Origin of the sequence: Amycolatopsis coloradensis, assembly GCF_001953865.1 — a bacterium.
In the GTDB taxonomy this organism is placed as follows: domain Bacteria; phylum Actinomycetota; class Actinomycetes; order Mycobacteriales; family Pseudonocardiaceae; genus Amycolatopsis; species Amycolatopsis coloradensis.
Map to the genome: position 1 here is coordinate 125,784 of NZ_MQUQ01000015.1, position 19,919 is coordinate 145,702.

18 protein-coding genes and 1 tRNA gene are annotated in these 19,919 nt (G+C 67.8%); 14 read left to right on the forward strand and 5 right to left on the reverse strand.

The features are described 5' to 3' along the window. The first annotated feature begins 79 nt into the window (after positions 1-79). Together BS329_RS26125 and BS329_RS26130 are read left to right on the forward strand one after the other, a co-directional pair. Positions 80-162: transfer RNA gene (locus BS329_RS26125), tRNA-Leu, on the forward strand. 403 nt (positions 163-565) lie between these two features. After that, the gene (locus BS329_RS26130) at positions 566-2,461 is read left to right on the forward strand and encodes an ATP-binding protein (protein WP_076163902.1); all 1,896 of its coding nucleotides are present in this window, start codon (positions 566-568) and stop codon (positions 2,459-2,461) included. On the opposite strand, the gene BS329_RS26135 is transcribed toward BS329_RS26130, so the two are convergent. The 3 genes from BS329_RS26135 to BS329_RS26145 form a co-directional block, all read right to left on the reverse strand. Continuing rightward, positions 2,439-3,662 (reverse strand): hypothetical protein, encoded by a 1,224-nt coding sequence (locus tag BS329_RS26135; protein ID WP_076163903.1) that lies wholly within the window; start codon positions 3,660-3,662, stop codon positions 2,439-2,441. The two genes, BS329_RS26130 and BS329_RS26135, sit on opposite strands and share 23 nt — an antisense overlap. Further along, the gene (locus BS329_RS26140) at positions 3,662-4,054 is read right to left on the reverse strand and encodes a hypothetical protein (protein ID WP_143253203.1); all 393 of its coding nucleotides are present in this window, start codon (positions 4,052-4,054) and stop codon (positions 3,662-3,664) included. The genes BS329_RS26135 and BS329_RS26140 overlap by 1 nt, the downstream gene beginning before the upstream one ends. Positions 4,055-4,165: 111 nt before the next feature. After that, complete coding sequence (locus BS329_RS26145; RefSeq protein ID WP_076163905.1) at positions 4,166-4,540, reverse strand: FKBP-type peptidyl-prolyl cis-trans isomerase; 375 nt, start codon at positions 4,538-4,540, stop codon at positions 4,166-4,168. A 141-nt stretch (positions 4,541-4,681) separates the two neighbouring features. Here BS329_RS26145 and BS329_RS26150 point away from each other — a divergent pair, with 141 nt between their 5' ends. From BS329_RS26150 to BS329_RS26170, 5 genes are all read left to right on the forward strand, one after another. Continuing rightward, positions 4,682-7,918 (forward strand): penicillin acylase family protein, encoded by a 3,237-nt coding sequence (locus BS329_RS26150; RefSeq protein ID WP_244197297.1) that lies wholly within the window; start codon positions 4,682-4,684, stop codon positions 7,916-7,918. A 24-nt stretch (positions 7,919-7,942) separates the two neighbouring features. Next, positions 7,943-8,983, forward strand: a complete 1,041-nt coding sequence (locus BS329_RS26155) for a trans-sulfuration enzyme family protein (protein WP_076163906.1) — start codon at positions 7,943-7,945, stop codon at positions 8,981-8,983. Positions 8,984-9,001: 18 nt separating this feature from the next. Beyond that, a complete protein-coding gene (locus BS329_RS26160; protein ID WP_076163907.1) occupies positions 9,002-9,334 on the forward strand; it encodes a hypothetical protein in 333 nt (110 codons plus the stop codon). Positions 9,335-9,776: 442 nt separating this feature from the next. Next, positions 9,777-10,439, forward strand: a complete 663-nt coding sequence (locus BS329_RS26165) for a hypothetical protein (RefSeq protein ID WP_076163908.1) — start codon at positions 9,777-9,779, stop codon at positions 10,437-10,439. A 4-nt stretch (positions 10,440-10,443) separates the two neighbouring features. Continuing rightward, a complete protein-coding gene (locus BS329_RS26170) occupies positions 10,444-11,046 on the forward strand; it encodes a class F sortase (protein ID WP_076163909.1) in 603 nt (200 codons plus the stop codon). Positions 11,047-11,112: 66 nt separating this feature from the next. Here the strand turns inward: BS329_RS26170 and BS329_RS26175 are convergent, their stop codons facing one another. Together BS329_RS26175 and BS329_RS26180 are read right to left on the reverse strand one after the other, a co-directional pair. Further along, positions 11,113-12,168 (reverse strand): patatin-like phospholipase family protein, encoded by a 1,056-nt coding sequence (locus BS329_RS26175; protein ID WP_279628189.1) that lies wholly within the window; start codon positions 12,166-12,168, stop codon positions 11,113-11,115. Between the two features lie 21 nt (positions 12,169-12,189). Beyond that, complete coding sequence (locus BS329_RS26180; RefSeq protein ID WP_076163910.1) at positions 12,190-12,933, reverse strand: FadR/GntR family transcriptional regulator; 744 nt, start codon at positions 12,931-12,933, stop codon at positions 12,190-12,192. A 60-nt stretch (positions 12,934-12,993) separates the two neighbouring features. Between BS329_RS26180 and BS329_RS26185 the strand changes: the two genes are divergently transcribed. From BS329_RS26185 to BS329_RS26215, 7 genes are read left to right on the forward strand one after another with little or no spacing between them, the layout of a single operon-like run. Next, a complete protein-coding gene (locus tag BS329_RS26185) occupies positions 12,994-14,484 on the forward strand; it encodes an ABC transporter substrate-binding protein (protein WP_076163911.1) in 1,491 nt (496 codons plus the stop codon). Then, positions 14,481-15,425 (forward strand): ABC transporter permease, encoded by a 945-nt coding sequence (locus tag BS329_RS26190; RefSeq protein ID WP_076163912.1) that lies wholly within the window; start codon positions 14,481-14,483, stop codon positions 15,423-15,425. Before BS329_RS26185 ends, BS329_RS26190 begins: the two co-directional genes overlap by 4 nt. Then, positions 15,425-16,237: an ABC transporter permease gene (locus BS329_RS26195; protein ID WP_076163913.1), complete on the forward strand. Its 813-nt coding sequence runs from the start codon at positions 15,425-15,427 to the stop codon at positions 16,235-16,237. Before BS329_RS26190 ends, BS329_RS26195 begins: the two co-directional genes overlap by 1 nt. After that, on the forward strand, positions 16,234-16,980 hold the full coding sequence (locus BS329_RS26200) for an ABC transporter ATP-binding protein (protein ID WP_076163914.1): 747 nt from the start codon (positions 16,234-16,236) through the stop codon (positions 16,978-16,980). The genes BS329_RS26195 and BS329_RS26200 overlap by 4 nt, the downstream gene beginning before the upstream one ends. After that, positions 16,977-17,750, forward strand: coding sequence for an ABC transporter ATP-binding protein (locus tag BS329_RS26205; RefSeq protein WP_084750188.1), 774 nt, complete (start codon positions 16,977-16,979; stop codon positions 17,748-17,750). The genes BS329_RS26200 and BS329_RS26205 overlap by 4 nt, the downstream gene beginning before the upstream one ends. Beyond that, on the forward strand, positions 17,743-19,164 hold the full coding sequence (locus tag BS329_RS26210; RefSeq protein ID WP_076163915.1) for an aldehyde dehydrogenase family protein: 1,422 nt from the start codon (positions 17,743-17,745) through the stop codon (positions 19,162-19,164). The genes BS329_RS26205 and BS329_RS26210 overlap by 8 nt, the downstream gene beginning before the upstream one ends. Continuing rightward, positions 19,161-19,919 (forward strand): SDR family NAD(P)-dependent oxidoreductase, encoded by a 759-nt coding sequence (locus BS329_RS26215; RefSeq protein ID WP_076163916.1) that lies wholly within the window; start codon positions 19,161-19,163, stop codon positions 19,917-19,919. The genes BS329_RS26210 and BS329_RS26215 overlap by 4 nt, the downstream gene beginning before the upstream one ends.

The following is a 19,919-nucleotide window of genomic DNA, read 5'->3' on the forward strand; positions in this document are numbered from 1 at the left end:
GCCAGTCGGACACGGCCCCCGGTGAAACCCGTGAAATCAGCCTGCTACGCTTTGCGAGCTGTCAGAGAACGAAGCACTCGGGCGAGTGGCGGAATGGCAGACGCGCACGGTTCAGGTCCGTGTGTCCGAAAGGACGTGAGGGTTCAACTCCCTCCTCGCCCACCCTTGTTCGAGGCCCCCTTCGCTCCGCGACGGGGGCCTCTTTCGTATGGTCGTCGCTCGTCGATTCCCGGGGGGCCGAGCCCCCCGGACCCCCACGGTGCGTGAGGGCGGCGGTTGGCGGTTGGCGGCCACACGTGTGTTGTCCGTCCAGTCACGCGTATCCCCACCTGTCCTTTTTTGGGCAGTTGGCGAGGTTAGGTCCGTGAGGTGACTTTGCCGGGAGCATGGCGATCTGGGTAGTCGAGGTGGACACTTCGCTGACTCCCGCTCGCGTGGGATGAATTCGCGTGGCGGGGTGGTCACTTCCGGTAAGGTCGGCGGCTCACCGTGGGGAGGGGTGAGCGTGAACGAGGCGCACTTCGGTGGGCAAGCCCACAGTTCGAGGGGTGTTCAACGCCAGGTCATGGCGGTGACCACGTACTACACCAATTACGAGGACCAGCGCCGACGGCTCGACGAGGTCTTTCGCGAGGAGAACCGCGACGAGGGACCGGTCATCGGCTACGTGACGGGACCGCCGGGTAGCGGCCGCAGCACCCTTTGCCGCAAGTGGGTGAACGACCAGGAGACCTTCCCCGACGGAACCTTCTACATCGCGCTCGCGCTGTCGGCCGAGCGGACCCCGGACGCTCTCGAAGATCTGTTGCGCGTGGTCGGGTACCGGCCGGACGAAATCCCGTCCGGCCTGGAGGCGCGGTCGGCGATGTGGCGCAGCTGGAGTTACGGCAAGAAGATCGCGGTCATCATCGACAACGCCTTGCTACCGGCCGAGATCGCGCCGCTGATCCCCGGTGTGGGTCCCGCCGTGGTCCTCGTCGTCGCCAGTGGCGAGTCCCGCAAGCTCCGCACCGAGTACCCGGGCAAGACTGTGCGGATCGACCCGCTGACCGACGAAGCCGCGCGGCTGCTGCTCGGCCGGATGATCGGATCGGACCGGCTCGAGACCGAAGCCGGTCCGATCGATGAGCTGATCGGCCTCTGCGGCGGACTGGCGGGCGCGCTCACCGTGCTCGGCGCCATGCTCGAAGACGAGCCAGCCACACGGACCCTTCGCCGGATCGAGCACAAGGGCGGCGTACTCGACGCGCTCGAGTTCGCCCCGGTCTTCGATGCCGCGTATGACCTGCTTTCCCCTCTTTGCCAGGCCTGCTATCAGGTGCTCGGGGTTCATCCCGGAGACGGCGCGGTCGCCGCGCGCACCGTCGCGGACATTCTCGGCAAGGACGAGTTCGACGTCTCCGACGCGCTCGGGGAGCTGACGAAACGACACCTTGCCCAAGAGGTCGAGGAAGACCGGTACCTGATCGCGGGCAGCATCGTCCGGGACCACGCCGCGACGAAGGCCGACAGCGGCTTGCCCTCGCGGATCGTCTCGGCCTATCGCGGAGCGGGGCTCGGCGCCGAGGCCGCGTTGCCCCACCGCGGCTGGATGGCGGAGATCTGGCCACAGCTCACGGTTCAGCCGGTGGCCGACGAAACCGCGGCCAGGGAGTGGCTCGACGTCGAGCGCGAGAACCTCGAAGCCGTGGTCGAGCTGGCTTATCGGCTGGGAATGCACCAATGGGTTTGCCAGTTCTGCCTGGTGCTGTGGCCTGTGCATCTCAAGGGTGAGCATTCCGGCGAGATGGTCCGGGTGAACGATCGCGGGATCGAAGCCGCCCGCGCGTGGGGCAACGACCTCGCTGCCGCCGTGATGACGTTCCAACTGGGCTTCGCCTATCGGCAGGCTTATCAGGCGGGCTTCGCGGCCATCCGGTTCCAGGAGTCGATCGACTTCGCGAGCAACGCCGGTTCTTCCACCGCGCTCGCGACGGCCATCGAATCACTGGGCTTGGCGAAACTCGACCTCGCCGAGCACGCGGAGGCGGAGGCGCTGTTCCGGCGGGCGCTCGATTCGGCGACGCGGCTGGGAGAGAAACGCCGGATCGCGCTCGCCCGCTTTCATCTGGCGAAGGTCCGTCCGCCGTCGGAGGCGTTCGAACTGCTCGACGCAGCCGAGGCCGTCCTCGGCTCCGAGCAGCTCAACCAGGTCAAGATCGCCTTGTGGCGTGGCAAGAAACTACTGGAGGCCGGGGCACACGCGGACGCGACCGCCGTCCTGACCGGCACGCTCGCTTTGGCGACCGATCGCTCCTTCAACCGTGAGCGGGCCGAGACCAACGAAGCGCTGGGCGACTCGGCGTTCGCGACGGACCGGCCTGCCGACGCGCGTGCTTTCTGGGAGTCCGCAAAGGAGATCTACTACTTCTACGGCTTCACCCCGGATCGCGACAGGGTCAGTGCGAAGCTCGCACAGTGACCTTCGCCGAGTAGGTCATCGAGCCGCGCCGCAACCGGATCTCTTGCGGCACGGCCTCACCACCGAGCAAGGCATAGAGAACGGAAACGAACGCGGGATCGGCGGTGCCGATACCGAAGCGGAGACCATCATGGGTTTCGACCCGCCATTCGTCTTCACCCGCGCGGATGGCCGCGACCCGGCAGCCGGGTAGCGCTCGCAGTGTCGCGGCGGTCCAGGTGTCCGGGTCGTGGGCGATGTCGGGCCGCATCACGACTTCGGCCAGCCGCAGCAGCGCGATGTCCGGCTCGTCCGTGCCGACGACCAGATGGGTGTCCGCCCTGGCCAGCGTTCGTTTCGACCGTCCGTCGACCGGGAAACGCGACAGGGCGGCCGTCCCGTCGGTGGCGAACGACACCTCGGCCGTCCACGCCCTCGGAGTCGCGGGAGCGATGTCCGGGACCGGAAGGGCCTTCAGCGAAGGGGCGAAGGTCGGCGGGGCCAGTTCGATCGCGGAATACCAGAGGTCGCGAAGCAGATCGGCGGCTTTGCCTGGCACGGAGGTCGCCAATTCGGTGATCTCCGCGTAGCTTCCCGGGCGATGCGCGTCGATGATGTCGTCGAGCCGTGTCGGTGAAACCGGTTCCAGCCGTGGTGCCGTCCGCAGGAGCAGGGCGATCGGGGAATCCGGGTGGACGGTCTCTTCCGGGGCTGAGCCCAAGACGACCGGGGTGCCGAGACAGGCGGAATAGAAGGTGACCGAACCGTGGTCGCCGATGGTCAAATCCGCGGCGACGAGAGCCGGACGCCAGAGATCCTCGTTTTCGAGGACGAGGACACCCGCCCGCGTGCATTCGTCGAGCCACATTTTCACCTGCCACGGAGAATGGCCTTGAACGATGTTGGGATGCAGGGCGACGGCGATCCGGTACGAATCGTGGGGAAGCTCTTGGGCGAGTTCCAGCACCAGTGAAGTGTTCGCGCCGAGCAGCGACGAGGTGCCCCATGTCGAGGAAACGACCACGAAGCGCTGGGCCTTGTCGAGTCCGAACGCCTGCCGGTACGTCTCCCGGAGTGGTGTGCTCGCTTGGAGTCTGTCGAGGCAGGGATCTCCGGAGACGACCGCGCGTTCGGCGGCCTCGGGGCAGGCGACGCGCAGCCGTTCCAGCTGTTCCTCATGAGACAGAACGATATGGGTGGCCACGACCTTGCCGTCGTGCATCAACCAGGGAGCGGAAAGTCCGAATACGGTTTCCGGTTTCCGGTTTCCAAGAATTTATTGTAGCCCATTCCGTGTGGGACAACGATGAGCGGCGCCGCTATTTCGTGCAGGTCGCCCCCGTAGCTCGCCGAAATCGCCGAGTCGAAACCGGTCCGGATCGCGTGGTCCCACGGCAGGGTCGTCACGCCGCGGGCGGCGAGGTACTCGGCGGTGCCGTCGGTGAAGGCGCTGGAGCCCGGGCAGGTGAAGACGATCTGGACGCGCGGGTCGCCCGCGAAGAGTTCCAGGATGTCGAACAGCCGGGTGGCGGCGGTGACGTTGTGCACGACAGCGAGGACCGTCCGCTCGGTGGCGACCGTCCTCCACTGTGGAGAGAGGGGGACAGTGGGCACGAAGGGCGATGTTACCCACCGGGGAACGTCGAGTTCAGAAGCTCGCGGTGCCGTGTAGGTCACCTCCCGCCCCGGTGGAGTGGCTCCGCCGGGGCAGGAGGGCGAAGTGGGTCAGGAGACGCCGATCAGGTCCACGACGAAGATCAGGGTCTCGTTCGGCTTGATGACGCCGCCGGCGCCGCGTTCGCCGTAGGCCAGGTGCGGCGGGATGACCAGCTGACGGCGGCCGCCGACCTTCATCCCCGCGACGCCCTGGTCCCAGCCGGGGATGACCTGGCCCTTGCCGAGGCCGAAGCGCAGCGGCTCATCGCGGTCCCACGACGCGTCGAACTGGTCGCCGGTCGAGTGCGAGACACCGACGTAGTGCACCGAAACGGTGTCGCCGACCTTGGCCTCCTGGCCATCGCCGACCTTGATGTCGGTCTTCTCCAGGTCGGAGGGTGCGGGCCCCTCGGGGCGATCGATCTGGGGCTTTTCCAAAGACATGCCCACAACTTACCTACGCAGGTCCGGGGTTCGCAGGTCGAATGTTCCGCCGAACGGTGAGAAGAACGCGAATAGTCTTCACAAATTTGGATACCCGTGGGTAGTGTGCGCCTCGTCACTCTCCGACGACGGAGGTCTTTCATGCGACGAGGCATACGGGTCTTGACGACGCTGGCGGGGTTGACCCTGGTGGCGGGAACCGTTCCGGCACTGCCGGCGAGCGCCGCGGGAGCCCCGCGCAACTCGGTGGTGGCGGCCGCGCTCGACGACTACTGCGGCGGCCAGTGTTCCGACATCCTGCCGCCGGGCACCAAGGGGAACGCCACGCTCGCGGAGATCCTGGGGCACAAGGCGCTCGGCACCCGTCCCGCGCATTCCGCCGATCAGCTCGGCAGGTACGCCTCGCTTGCCGACGGCTACCGGACGCTGACCACGGACAAGATCAACCAGTTCTTCAACGACGCCTCGTTCGGCGTCCCGTCCGGCCAGGTCGAGAGCACGATCAAACCGCGTTCGGACGTGACGATCACGCGCGACAAGGCGACCGGTGTTCCTCGGATCGTCGGTACGACGCGGCCGGGCACGATGTACGGCGCCGGATACGCCGCCGGGCAGGACCGCCTGTGGCTGATGGACATCATGCGCCGCGTCGGCCGCGGCCAGCTGACCTCGTACGCCGGGGGCGCGCAGGGAAACCGTGACCTCGAGCAGAGTTTCTTCGCCTCCGCGCCCTACACGGAGCAGGAACTGCAGAAGCAGATCGACAACGCCGCGGCCAGTGGTCCGCGCGGCGCGCAGGGCAAGGCCGACGCCGAGGCGTACGTCCAGGGCGTCAACAAGTACATCTCCGACGCGCACAGCGGCCGCTACTTCCCCGGCGAGTACGTCCTCACCGGGCATGTCGACGCGATCACCAACGCCGGGACCATCGAGCCGTTCAAGCTGACCGACCTCGTCGTCCTCGCCGCCGTGGTCGGCGCGCAGTTCGGCGCCGGTGGCGGCGGTGAGGTGCAGAACGCCATCGCGAAGATGGCGATGCAGGAGAAGTACGGCCTCGAACAGGGCGACAAGGTCTGGAAGAGCCTCCGCTCCGAGGACGACCCGGAGACCGTCAAGACCCTCCACGATGGACAGACCTTCGACTACGGCAAGGCGCCGTCGAACCCGCAGGGCGCGGCCATCCCGGACAAGGGTTCTGTCTCCGGGCAGCAGCTCGTCTTCGACCCGGCAGGTTCCGCCGGGACGGCGACGCCGGCCAAGGTGGACGTCCCCGCGCCCGAGGACCAGAAGGCCGTCCGCGGCATCTTCGACGACGGTGTCCTGCCCGGCAACATGCTCTCCGAAAAGCACGGCATGTCCAACGCGCTGGTCGTTTCCGGCGCGAAGACCGCGAGCGGGCACCCGGTCGCCGTCTTCGGCCCGCAGGCCGGTTACTTCGCGCCGCAATTGCTGATGCTGCAGGAACTCCAGGGCCCCGGTATCAGCGCCCGCGGCGCCTCCTTCGCGGGCATCAGCATGTACGTGCTGCTCGGCCGCGGCAAGGACTACTCGTGGAGCGCGACTTCGGCGTCGCAGGACATCATCGACACCTACGCCGTCGAACTGTGCGAGCAGAACGGTTCCGCGCCGACGAAGAACTCCGCCTTCTACAAGTTCCGCGGGCAGTGCCTGCCGTTCGAGATCGTCGAGCGCAAGAACGCCTGGAAGCCCACCATCGCCGACGGGACCGCCGCAGGTTCGTACACGCTGCGCAGCTTCCGCACGAAATACGGTCCGGTGACGAGCCGGGCGCTGGTCGGCGGCAAGCCGGTCGCGTACGCGTCGCTGCGGTCGACCTTCCAGCACGAGATCGACACGATCATCGGCTTCCAGAAGTTCAACGACCCGGACGCGATCAAGTCCGCGCGAGACTTCCAGGCCGCGGCGGCCGACGTCAACCAGACCTACAACTGGTTCTACGCCGACTCCCGCGACGTCGCGTACTTCAACTCCGGCTCGAACCCGGTCCGCGATCCGAACGTCGACCCGGCGATGCCGGTCAAGGCCAACGCCGGATTCGACTGGCAGGGCTGGAATCCTGACGGGAACCTGGCGAACTACACGCCGTCGTCGCAGCATCCGCAGTCGATCAACCAGGACTACTACATCAGCTGGAACAACGCCCAAGCAGGCGGTTACGCGGCCAGCGGCGCGGACAAGAGTTCCGTGCACCGCGGTGATCTGATCGACGCGCGGGTCAAGAAACTGGTCTCCGGCGGCACCAAGGTGACGCGGGTGAACCTCACACAGGCGATGGAAGAGGCGGCGCTGGCCGACCTGCGGGCGGAGAAGGTGCTGCCGGAACTGTTCAAGGTGATCGACAAGGCCCCCGTGACCGGCCCGGCCGCGGACGCGGTGGCGAAGCTGAAGACGTGGCTCGCCGCGGGCGGCCTGCGCTCGGAGACCTCGCCCGGAAGCAAGGCCTACGCGAACGCCGACGCGATCCGCATCATGGACGCGTGGTGGCCGCTGCTGGTCAACGCCCAGTTCAAACCCGGCATGGGCGACGCCGCCTACGCCGCCATGGTGGGCGTGCTGAAGATCAACGAGTCGCCTTCCGGGTGGCAGAACGAGGTCCCCGGCAAGCACGTGGGCCAGTCGCACGCCGGTTCGTCGTACCAGGCGGGCTGGTGGGGTTACGTGCACAAGGACATCCGCTCGGTACTCGGGCAGAACGTGGCCGGACCGCTGGGCGCGAAGTACTGCGGTGACGGTGACGTCGACGCCTGCCGTCGGATCCTGCTCGACTCGCTGACCCAGGCGGCCGCGCAGCCCGCCAACACCGTCTACCCCGGTGACGGCGACTGCGGTGCGGGGGACCAGTGGTGTGCCGACACGATCATCCACCGGGCGCTCGGCGGGATCACGCAGGACAAGATGAGCACCCAGAACCGGCCGACCTTCCAGCAGGTCGTCGAGTTCCCGGCGAAACGCGGCGACAACATCGCGAACCTCGCCACCGGCCGCTCGGTGAGCGCGACCAGTCACGAAACGGGCTGGTACAACTCGCCGCCGTCCAACGCTGTCGACGTCGATCTGTCGACACGCTGGGCGAGCGACTGGAGCGACAACCAGTCGATCACCGTCGACCTCGGCTCGGTGCAGCGCGTCTCCCGCGTGGTCCTGCGGTGGGAATCGGCGTATGGCAAGGCGTACCGGGTGCAGGTCTCGTCCGACGGGACGAACTGGCGGGACGCGGCGTCCATAGTGGACGGAGACGGCGGGCAGGACAACGTCGCCTTCGAAGCCGTGGATGGCCGCCATGTCCGGATGGCCGGAGTTCAGCGCGGCACGAAGTACGGCTACTCACTCTACGAGTTCGAGGTGTACGCCCACTAGCGAGGAACGGTTTACGGTGGCGGGGTGGACACGAACGAATGGTCACCCCGCACCCTCGCCGTCGCCGCCGGACGCCCTGAGGGCCCCGGCGAACCGCTGAACGTGCCGATCGTCGCGGCGAGCACCTTCGACGCCGGCGCCGATCGCGCGTATTCGCGGGAGAACGGCACGCCGACCTGGGAAGCCCTCGAAACCGCGATCGGCGCCCTCGAAGGCGGGCACGCGACCGCGTTCGCCTCGGGGATCGCGACGCTCAGCGCGGTGGTGGACACGCTGAAGGTCGGCGCGAGGGTCTGCGTCCCGACGTTCTCCTACGCCGGGTCTCGCGGGCTGCTCGCGCACGCGCACCGGACCGGTCGCCTGGTGGTCACCGAGATCGCGCCGGACGACACGGCCGCGTGGGTCGCCGCCGCGGACGCCGACCTGCTCTGGCTGGAATCCCCGACGAACCCCACCCTCGACGTCATCGACATCGAGACGATCGCCGCCGCCGCGAACGGCCTGGTCGCCGTGGACAACACGTTCGCCACCCCGCTCGGCCAGCGGCCACTCGAACTCGGCGCGGACATCGTCGTGCACAGCGCGACGAAACTCATCGGCGGACACAGCGATCTGCTGCTCGGCCTGACGATCGCGGCCGACGAAGGCGTCGCGAAGGACCTGCGGGACGCGCGCACCCGGATGGGCGCGACGCCGGGAGCGCTTGAAGCGTGGCTGGCGCTACGTGGCCTGCGGACGCTGCCGGTTCGCCTGGCCGAGCAGACCCGTTCGGCCGCGTCGCTGGCGGCGCGGCTGCTGGACCACCCCGCGATCACCCGGGTGCGTTATCCCGGCTCCGGCACGATGATCGCGTTCGAACTGCCGGACGCGGAGACCGCGGACAAGGTCATCGGTTCGCTGCGGCTGATCCGCGCGGCCACCAGCCTCGGCGGCGTCGAGAGCCTGGTCGAGCGGCGAGCCTGGCTGGCGGGCGACGCCCACGTGCCCGCCGGACTCGTCCGATTCAGCGTCGGGCTGGAGGATCCGGAAGATCTCTGGACGGATCTGGCTTCGGCACTCGGCTAGCGCCTTAACCTGGAGCGCGTGGAGGAGACGAAACCGCCTCGGCGGCTCGGTCAATGGATGTGGGGCCTGTTCTGGCTCCTGGTGCTCGGCTTCCTCGCCATCGTCGCGGCGGGCGTGCTGGCCGAACTCGCGTCGAAGCCTTGCCCGAGCGACGAGATCTGGGCCTGTGCCCCGGAGAACCGGACACTCGCGACCTTCATTCCGGGGATCGGGTTCGGTTTCGGGCTCCTGCTCGCGGCCGTGGGCGGTGGCCGGGCGGTGCGGAAGCGGATGTCGCCGAAGCCCTGGTTGCTCTTAGCGGGCTTCCTCGGCGCGTTATCCCTCGCCGTGGCTTTGTTCCTGGTGCTCTAATCGTGACCTTTAGGTTACTGGGTACCGGCTTGTGTCTTGAGCTGGTCAGTACTTCACGAATGAGTACTCCGAACGTGTGAACCGGTGGGTAACAAAGGCCCGGGAAATGGCCGATTCGCCAGGAAAACCGACGATTTCGGGACGTGTGGAGGACGAGGAAAAAACGCTTCCGCATGGCAACCGTTCCGGCCATGTGGGTGTTAACATTCCTCCAGCGCCGCGAGGATTTCTCCTCTGTTGAGCGACTTTCGGGCCCTTGTATCGGATCGGGCCACCTCGGTGTTACCAGTTGTCCCAGTGGTTCTTGTCACTGTCTATTCGCTACAGTCGACCTGCGATTTTCCGGCAGTATCGCGCTGTCACCCGAACGAGGGATTCCTCTCGGGTGGTCGCAGGGTGGGGGTCACCGTGCGTTGCGCTGTTTTTCCACTGGGAGATCACTTTGAAGAAGACGTTGGGCCGCCTCGCTGGTGCGGTGCTGGCCGGCGCCGTCATCTCGCTGGCCGTGGCGCCTGCCGCGATGGCGCAGGACGAGACCACGACGACGCCTCCCGCGCCGACGAGCGAGACGCCCACCACGGCGCCCTCGCCCTCGTGGACGGGTGGCAAGGTGACGACGGCTCCGCCCGAGTCGAGCGGTGCGCCTTCCTCGTCGTCGCAGCAGCCGACCTCGACCAGCGGCAAGCCGACTTCGAGCAAGCCGTCGCCGACCTCCACCTCGGAGACGCCGACCACGTCGCCGGAGGATCCCTTCTACGACAACGTCGGTGCGGGCTACATCGGTGACACCGGCATCGGCGCGCTGGTCATCGCCTGCCAGTCGGGCGAGCCGTCGAACGTTTCGGCGCCGGACTTCGACATCATCAGGCACAACCAGGCCGAGGACGACGGCCGCTACTGGGTCTACATCGTGAAGGTGAAGAAGTCCTTCAAGGGCAACTCCAGCTCCTTCACCTGGACCTGTGGCGGCAAGCCGGGCAAGGCGGACATCGAGTTCGAGTCGCCCATCGGCGGCGGCGCTGGCACCCCTGGCAAGCCGGAGAAGCAGGTCAAGTATGCCCCCAAGGGCGGCATCGAGACCGGTTTCGGCGCCACCGCGGCCTGATCGAATGTCGACGAAGTTCCTGAGGCGGGGTGGCCGCGCGGTCGCGGCCACCCTGATCCTTTCCCTCGCGCTGACCGGTTGCGGCACCGACGATCCCGCGCCGGCCGCACAGCAGGCACCGGCGGAATCGACCGTCCCGGTCACGAAGCCGTTCGACGGCACCCGGCCGACGAACGTGAAGATCCCCAAGATCGGCGCCGAGTCGAATTTGATCGCGGTCGCGGTCAACAAGGACGGCAAGATGGCCGTCCCTTCGGCGAAGAAGCCGATGCAGGCCGCCTGGTACCAGCTTTCGCCGGTACCCGGTGACGTCGGCCCGGCGATCGTGCTCGGCCACGTCGACGGCAACAAGCAGCCGGGCATCTTCCACAAGCTCAAGGACGTCAGCCCCGGCGACGAGATCCTCATCGACCGCAGCGACGGCAAGAGCCTGAAGTTCGTGGTCGAGAAGAAGGACCAGGTTCCCAAGGACCAGTTCCCCGAGGAAGCGGTCTACGGCAACACGGACAAGCCGCAGCTACGGCTGATCACCTGTGGCGGTGTCTTCGACAAGGAAGAGCACAGCTACAAGGACAACATCATCGTCTACGCGAACCTGGTCGCCTGACGACGAGCGTGTTATGAACGGGACTTTCCTCGCGGATTCTGAGATGAAAGTCCCGTTCACAACACCTCAGCCGACGCCGACGGCCGGGAACGGGAACCCGTCGGGAGCCGCCGCCTCGGTGTCGACCCACCGCCGCATCCCCGCGTCACAGGCCGCGTAACCCCAGTTGATCAGCCGCTCCTGCGAGACTTCCGGCAACTTCGTCAGCCGCGTCGGGGTTTCCGCCAGCTTGTGCGTGAGCTCGACCGGCGCCGTCAGGGAATCCGCCAGCTCGAAGTTCTCCAGATCGACGTAGGTTCCCCAGTAGGCGCCCGCGAACTCCTTCTCCACATAGGACTTCAGCAGCGCGCCCCGCCGCAGTTCGCGGACCTGGTTGTCGATGATGTCGAGGACGCGCAGCAGCTGCTGCCCCCAGTTCCGGTTGATCTTCCGCTTGACCTTCATCCGCTTGCCCGCGTCGCTGACCAGCACCGTCGCATGCCCCTCGACCGGGTCCAGCCCGAGGTTGTCGTAGACGCCGGCGTCACTCAGCACGATCTTCCGGCCCACTTCGGCCGAAAGCGGGTCGCGGAAGATCACCGGCGAGAGCACCGGCGGAAAAGCGGACGACGCGGCCACGGCGGTCGCGAGCGGGATGTCCCCGTGCGGCCCGTTCTGCCGGAAGAACCACCACAGCGCGCCGTCCTGGAGGTTGGTCGCGGTGAAGACGAACTGCGGGCTCGCCGGGTCGAGATCCTTGAGACAGCAGTCGCCGAACAGGTGATTCGCGTACACCCGCGCGAGTTCCTCACCGGCGCTGCGCCACGGCACGGCCATGGCGCGCAAGGTGACCGGGACGTCCAGCCGCGTACGTGCCAGAGCGCGGATCGGTGCGACGACCTTGTCGGAGAAGTTGTTCGCGAAACCGTTTTCGAACTGCAGATCCGGCCACGCGTGCGCGAGGACGCCGGCGGCGATCGAGCCGCCGGAGACGCTGGAGAACGTCGAGATCTTCGACAGCCAGCCGAGTTCGTTGAGCCGCCACAGGGCACCGGTGTGGAACAACATCGCGCGGTAGCCACCGCCGGACAGCGCGAGACCGACACCCTCCCGGGCTGCTGAAGGCTTCTTGGCATCCCCCACTCGAACAAGTGTAGAGGCGGGTCAAGCGAGCAGCGGCTGGAGAAGGCGACGTTGTTCTGCGGGGACGTACTCGGCGTAGTTGTCGTAAAGCGCCTGTTTCGCCAGCCTCGCCGCGCGTTCGCCGTCGGAGCCCCGGATCGCTCCCAGCACCTCTTCGTGATGCGCCAGCCAATTGCGCATCAACGCCGTCCGGTCGTCGGCGTGCTCCAGTTTGTCCTCGATGAGTTCCAGCACGACCCCGCGGACGACCTCGCCGCTGATCACCAGCAGCGGATTCCCCGTCGCGCGGGCGATGGCCTCGTGGAACGCGACGTCCGCGTGGCTGAATTCGGCGAAACCCCGCGAGACGCCCGCGCGCATCGCTTCCAGTGCCGTGGTCAACTCGGCGAGATGGTCTTCGGTCCTGAGCCGCGCGGCGAGCAGATGAGCGGAACCGTCGAGGATCATGCGGAACTGCAGCAGTTCGGAGAGGCCGAGGTGATCGGCCCGCGCCAGCCGGTGCATGGACCGGTGCAGCGCGGCGGGTGAAGCGGCCAGCACCTCGGGGCCGCGTGGATCGCCGGGCCGCGAGCGGATCATTTCCGCCGCTTGCAACACTCGCAGCGCCTCCCGCACGGTCGAGCGGCCGACGTCGAACTGCACCATGAGTTCGCGTTCGCTCGGCAGCCGATCGCCGGGTTTGATCCGGCCGCTGAATACGGCTTCCTCGATCTGTTCGACGACACGCTGGTACGCGCGGACAGGGGCGACCGGCTCGAACTCCATCTTGACCCTGCCGTCTCGTCTGGTTTACTGGTCAGACCAGTCTACCGTTCAGGGGGCAGGATGAAAGTCCGGATCCACGCGGCGGCGCTCGTGGTGCTGCTGGTGACTTCCGGCTGCTCCGCCGGTTCGAGTGCCACGGTGGCCAAGGATCCCACCACGCTCGCCGTCGGTTATACCGCCGAGCCCGCGAACTTCGACTTCACCCGCACCGACGGCGCCGCCATTCCCCAGGCCTTGCTCTACAACGTCTACGAGGGCCTCGTGAAACTCGACGCGGACGGGAAGATCGTGCCGCTGCTCGCCGAATCGTGGACCGTCTCGGAAGACCGCAAGACCTACGATTTCACCCTTCGCAAGGACGCGAAGTTCAGCAATGGCACACCGTTCACCGCCGAGGACGTCAAGTTCTCGCTGATGCGCGTGAAAACCGACTGGACCGTTTCGATCAAGTCCACAATGGACGTCGTCGACCGGGTCGACGTCGTCGCGCCGGACCACGCGCGGGTCGTGCTCACGAAACCCAGCAACGGCTGGCTGTTCAGCCTCACCAGCAGGCTCGGCGCGATGTTCAGCCCCACCGGCGTCGCGGATCTCGCGAACAAACCGATCGGCACCGGTCCGTACACGGTGTCTTCGCGACGGCGCGGGGATTCCATCGTGCTCAAGGAAAATCCCGCGTACTGGGGCCGGAAACCGGCCTATACCACTGTCGTCCTCAAGTACGTCAAGGATCCGACGGCGCTCAACAACGCCTTGCTCAGCAACGGGATCGACGTCATCTCCGCGATCACCGTGCCGGATTCGATCCCGCAGTTCCAGAGCGACGACCGGTTCACCGTCGTCGAAGGCACGACGAACAGCGAGGTCACGCTCGCGTTCAACAACGCGCGCCCGCCGTTGAACGACGTCCGCGTGCGGCGCGCGCTGTCCTACGCCATCGACCGGAGGGCGTTGCTGGACACGGCCTGGGCCGGGCGCGGCACGCTCATCGGCAGCATGGTTCCGCCGACCGATCCTTGGTACGAAGACCTTTCCGGTGCCTACCCGTTCGACCCGGCGAAGGCGAGGTCGCTGCTCGCCGAGGCTGGCCAGCCGAAATCCTCGCTGCGCTTGAGGATTCCCAACCTGCCGTACGCCGTCTCGGCCGCGCAAGTGGTGGCGTCGCAACTGGCGGACGTCGGGGTCACGGTGACGATCGAACCGCTGGACTTCCCGGCGGTGTGGCTCAAACAGGTCTTCACCGACCGCGACTACGATCTCTCGATCATCCAGCACGTCGAGGCGCGCGACATCGTCACGTTCGGCAGGCCGAAGTACTACTGGGGTTACGACGGCGAATCCGTCCGGCAGAACTTGGCGAAGGCCGACGCGGGAACGCCCCAGGAGCAGGTCGAGGCGATGCGGCGGGTCGCGCGGCGGCTGTCCGAAGACGCCGCCGCTGATTGGCTCTTCCTGTTCCCCAACGTGATCGTGGCGAAGAACAAGGTGACCGGGTTCGTCCGCAACCAGGTCAGCGAGTCGTTCGATCTCACGGGATTGGCGCCGCGATGACGGTCAAGATCGTGCGCCGCCTGGCGATCCTCGTGGCCAGTGTGCTGGTCGCGTCCATCGTGGTGTTCCTGTTCATGGCCGTCCTGCCCGGTGATCCGGCGCAGGTCGCGCTCGGCGTCAACGCGACACCGGAGCTGATCGCCAAGACCCGTGCCGAATTCGGCATCGATCGGCCGCTGGTGACGCAGTACTCCGACTGGATCGGCGGTGTCCTGCGAGGCGACTTCGGCCGCTCATACGTCACCCGCGAGGAGATCGGACCCGCGCTGGCCGACCGGCTCGGTGTGACGTTGTGGCTGGTCGGGGCCGGGATGCTGGTGGCGTTGCTGATCGCCGTCCCGGCCGGGACGTTCGCCGCGGTGCGGCACCGGAAGGCCGACGGGGCCGCGGTTTCCGGGCTGTCGCAGATCGGCGTCGCGATCCCCGCGTTCCTCGCCGGCATCATCCTCGTGCAGATCTTCGCGGTGCGGTTGCGCTGGCTGCCCTCCGGTGGCTGGACACCGCCGGTGCAGGACCCCGGCGAATTCCTGCGCGGCCTCGTCCTGCCGGCGTTGTCGCTCGGCCTGGTGCAGGGCGCGGTGCTCACGCGTTACGTCCGGTCCGCCGTGCTCGACACACTCGGGCAGGACTATCTGCGCACCGCCCGGTCCAAAGGACTCCGGCCGTTCCAGGCGCTGTTCCGCCACGGGCTGCGCAACGCCGCCGTGCCGGTGGTGACGGTGCTCGGCCTGCAACTGGCGACGCTGTTGATCGGCGCGGTCGTCGTCGAGCGCGTGTTCGTCCTGCCGGGGCTGGGCAGCATGCTGCTCGACTCGGTGGCGTCACGGGATCTGTTGTCCGTGCAGGGGATCGTGCTGGTGCTGGTGGTCGGCGTGCTGCTGGTGAACTTCGTGGTCGACGTCCTCTACACGGTGCTCGACCCGAGATTGCGGGGTTCCTGATGCGCGATCGCAGTCTCGTCATCGGCGGCGCCCTGGTCGCGGTGATCGTGCTCGCCGCGCTGCTTTCGTTCGTGTGGACGCCGTTCGATCCGGTGAAGGTCGACGCGGCCCATCGGCTGCACGACTTCAGCGGCGCCAATGTCCTCGGCACGGACGGTTTCGGCCGTGACGTGCTCAGCCAGCTCATGGTCGGCGCGCGGACGACGCTGTACGTCGGCGTGGTCGCGGTCGGGATCGCCGCGCTGATCGGGACGCCGCTGGGCATCCTCGCCGGGATGTCGTCGCGGTGGCTCGGCGAGTTCGTCATGCGCGTCAACGATCTCGTGCTCGCGTTCCCCGCCTTGCTGCTGGCGATCATGTTCGGCGCGGTGTTCGGGGCCGACACGCTGACCGCGATGGTGGCGATCGGCATCGCCACCATCCCCTCCTTCGCCCGCATCGCCCGCTCGGGAACGCTGCAGGTGATGAGCAGCGAGTTCGTGCTGGCCGCCCGGTCGGCGGGCCGGTCGCGGCTGAACATCGCCGCGCGCCACGTGCTGCCGAACATCTCCGGACTGCTGATCGTCCAGGCTTCCGTGTCGTTCGCGATCGCGGTGCTCGCGGAAGCGGCGTTGTCGTTCCTCGGGTTCGGCACGCGGCCGCCGACGCCGTCGTGGGGCCGGATGCTGCAGGAGTCCCAGGTGTTCCTGACCCTGCACCCTCGGCTCGCGCTCGTGCCCGGCGTCGCGATCGCCATCGCCGTCCTCGGTTTCACCCTGCTCGGGGACGGCCTCCGCGATCGGCTCGATCCCCGATTGGCGGCGCGGCTATGACCCTCGAAGTCCGCGGCCTCGGCATCGGTGACCTGGTCCGTGGCGTCTCGTTCGACATCGCGCGTGGCGAGCGCGTCGGGTTGATCGGCGAGTCCGGTTCGGGGAAGTCGTTGACGGCGTTGTCGATCATGGGGTTGCTGCCCGAAGAACTCGGCGCGTCCGGTTCGGTGAAGCTCGACGGCCGCGAGTTGCTGACCGCGTCGGAGAGGGAACTGTCGCGGTCGCGCGGTAACGAGCTGTCGATGGTGTTCCAGGAACCGATGACGGCGCTGAACCCGGCGATGCGGGTCGGCGCGCAGGTGGCCGAGCCGATGCGGATCCACCGCGATCGCGGGAATCACCGCGCCGCGGCGGAGGCTTTGCTGGATTCCGTGGGACTACCCGGGACTTTCCGCGCGTATCCGCATCAGCTGTCCGGCGGACAACGGCAACGTGTGGTGCTCGCGATCGCGCTGGCCAACGATCCGAAGCTGCTGATCTGCGACGAGCCGACGACCGCGCTGGACGTCACCGTGCAGGCGCAGATCCTGGACCTGATCCTCGACGGCGTCCGCGAGCGGGAGAGCGCACTGCTGTTCATCACGCACGACCTCGCCGTGGTGGCGTCGGTGTGCGAGCGGGTGCTGGTGATGCTGGACGGCGAGATCGTCGAAGCGGGAACCACACGCGACGTGCTGACCATGCCCCAGCACGACTACACGAAGAAGCTGCTGGCCGCTTCGGATCTGGAGGCGAGCCGATGATGATCTCGGTGAGAGGTTTGGAACGCCGTTACACTCGTCGTGACGTCCATGCCCTGCGTGGCGTTTCCTTCGACGTCGAGGCTGGTCAACGCTTCGGGATCGTCGGCGAGTCGGGCTCGGGAAAGTCCACTTTGGTCAGGCTGCTGGCCGCGCTCGACAAGCCGACGGCGGGCAGTGTCTCGTTCCAGGGCAAGCGCGTCGACACGCTGCCCGAACGCGAACTCGGCTTCCTGCGGTCGGAACTGCAGATCGTCTTCCAGGATCCGATGGGTTCGCTCGACCCGCGGATGCGTGTTCGCGACATCATCTCCGAGCCGCTGGGCCGCCGGGATCCCACGCGGGTTTCGGAGCTGCTCACGGCGGTCGGCCTGCCCGAAGACGCCGCCGGCCGGTACCCGCACCAGTTCTCCGGCGGGCAGCGGCAGCGCATCTCGATCGCGCGGGCGCTCGCGCCGAACCCGAGTGTCCTCATCGCGGACGAACCGGTGAGCGCGCTCGACGTCTCGGTGCGGAAACAGATCCTCGACCTGCTCGCGTCGCTGGTCGAGCTGTACTCGCTGACGCTGGTCTTCGTCTCGCACGACCTCGGCGTGGTGCGGCACGTATGCGACCGGGTCGCGGTGATGCGGCACGGGGAGATCGTCGAGATGGGCGACGTCGACCAGGTCTACGGCGCGCCGGAACACGAGTACACCAGGGAATTGCTGGCGGCCGCGCCGAACCTGCGGGCCGAACTGGCGCGGCTTCGCAACGGAGGCGACGATGCTTGAGTACCCGGAGGGACTGCCGATCGGTGACGGTTGGGTGTCCACTATGGACACCGAGCCGGTGACGTTCCCGTACGACGGAGGCGAGATCGGCCGGGCGCCGGTCGGGACGCCGGAGCTGGCCACCCGGGCGATCGACGCGGCCGTCGCGGTGTTCAAGCAGGTCGCGGCGCTGCCGTCGCGTACTCGGCGCACGCTCTTGAACGACGTCGCCGCGGCTCTGGAGGCCCGCCGCGAGGACTTCGAGCGGCTGCTGGTCCTGGAGACCGGCAAACCGCTGGTGGATTGCCGCGTCGAGGTCGCCCGCACGATCGTCACCTGGCAGGCCGCCGCCGAAGAGGTCTCGCGGCTGCACGGCGAGACAGTGCCCCTCGACCTGCTGCCGTCCGGCGACGGGCTGGTCGGATTCTGGAAGCGCAAGCCGATCGGCGTCGTGGTCGGCATCGCCGGGTTCAACTATCCGCTGCTGCTGGCGTCGCACAAGATCGCGCCCGCCATCGCCGCGGGCTGCCCGGTGGTGGTGAAACCGGCGCCGCAGACGCCGCTGGCGACGTTGTGGCTCGTGCACCTCGTGCGCTCGCTGACCGACCTGCCCGCGATGGTCCAGCTGGTCACCGGGGACGCCGCCGTCGGGGCGGCGCTGACCACGGACAGGCGCGTCGGCGCGGTGTCGTTCACCGGATCCGCGCAGGTCGGGCACCGGATCGCCCGCGACGCCGCGCCCACGAAGACGTTGCTGGAGCTGGGTTCCAACGCCGCGCTCGTCGTCGCCGAGGACGCGGATCTCGACGCTGCCGTGGACGCCGTGCTGCGCGGCGGGTTCTACGCGTCCGGGCAGGCCTGCATTTCAGTGCAGCGCGTCTTGGTCGTCGAAGCCGTCGCCGAGGAGTTCACCGAACGCGTGCTGGCGAGGCTCGGCGAGGTCGTCGCCGGTGATCCCCGTGACGAGAAGACGCGGGTCTCGGCGCTGATCGACCCGGGCTCGACACGGCGCGTTCAGGATTGGGTCGACAAAGCGACTTCGGCGGGCGCACGGCTCGTCGGCGGCGGCGTGGACGGGACAGTGCTGCGTCCGGCGGTGCTGCTCGACGTGCCCGACGGCCTCGAATGCTGGGACGAAGAGATCTTCGGCCCCGTGGTCTGCGTCCGCACCGTGTCCTCTGTGGACGAAGCGTTCGACGCGGTCAACGCGTCGCGCTACGGCCTGCACGCTTCGGTGTTCAGCACGTCCTTGCAGACCGCGTTCCGCGCGCTTGACGAACTCGACGTCGGTGGAGTGGTGGTCAACGAGGTGCCCGGTTTCCGGTCCGACACCATGCCGTACGGCGGCGTGAAGGACTCCGGGATCGGGCGGGAAGGGCCGCGGTTCACGGTCGAAGAACTGACCGTGACGAGGATGGCGGTACTGCGGCCATGAGCTATGAGAACCTGTTCCGCCTCGACGGGCGACGGGCCGTGGTGCTGGGCGGAGGCAGCGGTATCGGCCGCGAAGCCGCTCGGGCGCTGGCCGCGCACGGTGCCGAGGTGATCGTCGCGGACCGCGACGTCGCCGCCGCCGAGGAGACCGGCGCGGGGGAGGCGTACGAGATCGACCTGCTCTCGGACGGCGCTGCCGCCCGGGCAGCCGCGGACCTCGGCGAGATCGACGTCGTCGTGCTGACCGCCGCGACCAACGTACGCAAGCGGTTGCTGGAGTACTCGCGCGAGGAATTCGACCGGGTGATCGCGTTGAACCTCGGTGCGACCTTCGAGGTCGTCCGCGCGTTCGGTGCGGGGATGGTCGAGCGCGGACGGGGCAGCATCATCGGGTTCTCCTCGATCCGCGGTACGACCGTCGAGCCGGGCCAAGGCCCGTACGCGGCGACGAAAGCCGGTCTGGTGCAGCTTTTCCGCACGGCCGCGGCGGAGTTCGGCCCGGCCGGGGTGCGGGTCAACGCGATCGCGCCCGGCGTCGTCGAGACCCCGCTCACCGCGCAGATCAAAGCGAATCCGGACTGGTACGACGCCTACGCGACCAAGGGCGCGCTCGGCCGCTGGGCGCGTCCAGGCGAACTCGCGGGCGCCGTCGTCTACCTGGCCTCGGACGCGTCGTCGTTCGTGACCGGGTCCGTGCTGGCGGTGGACGGCGGCTGGACCGCGGTCGACGGCCGCTTCGAACCACCCGCGACGTGA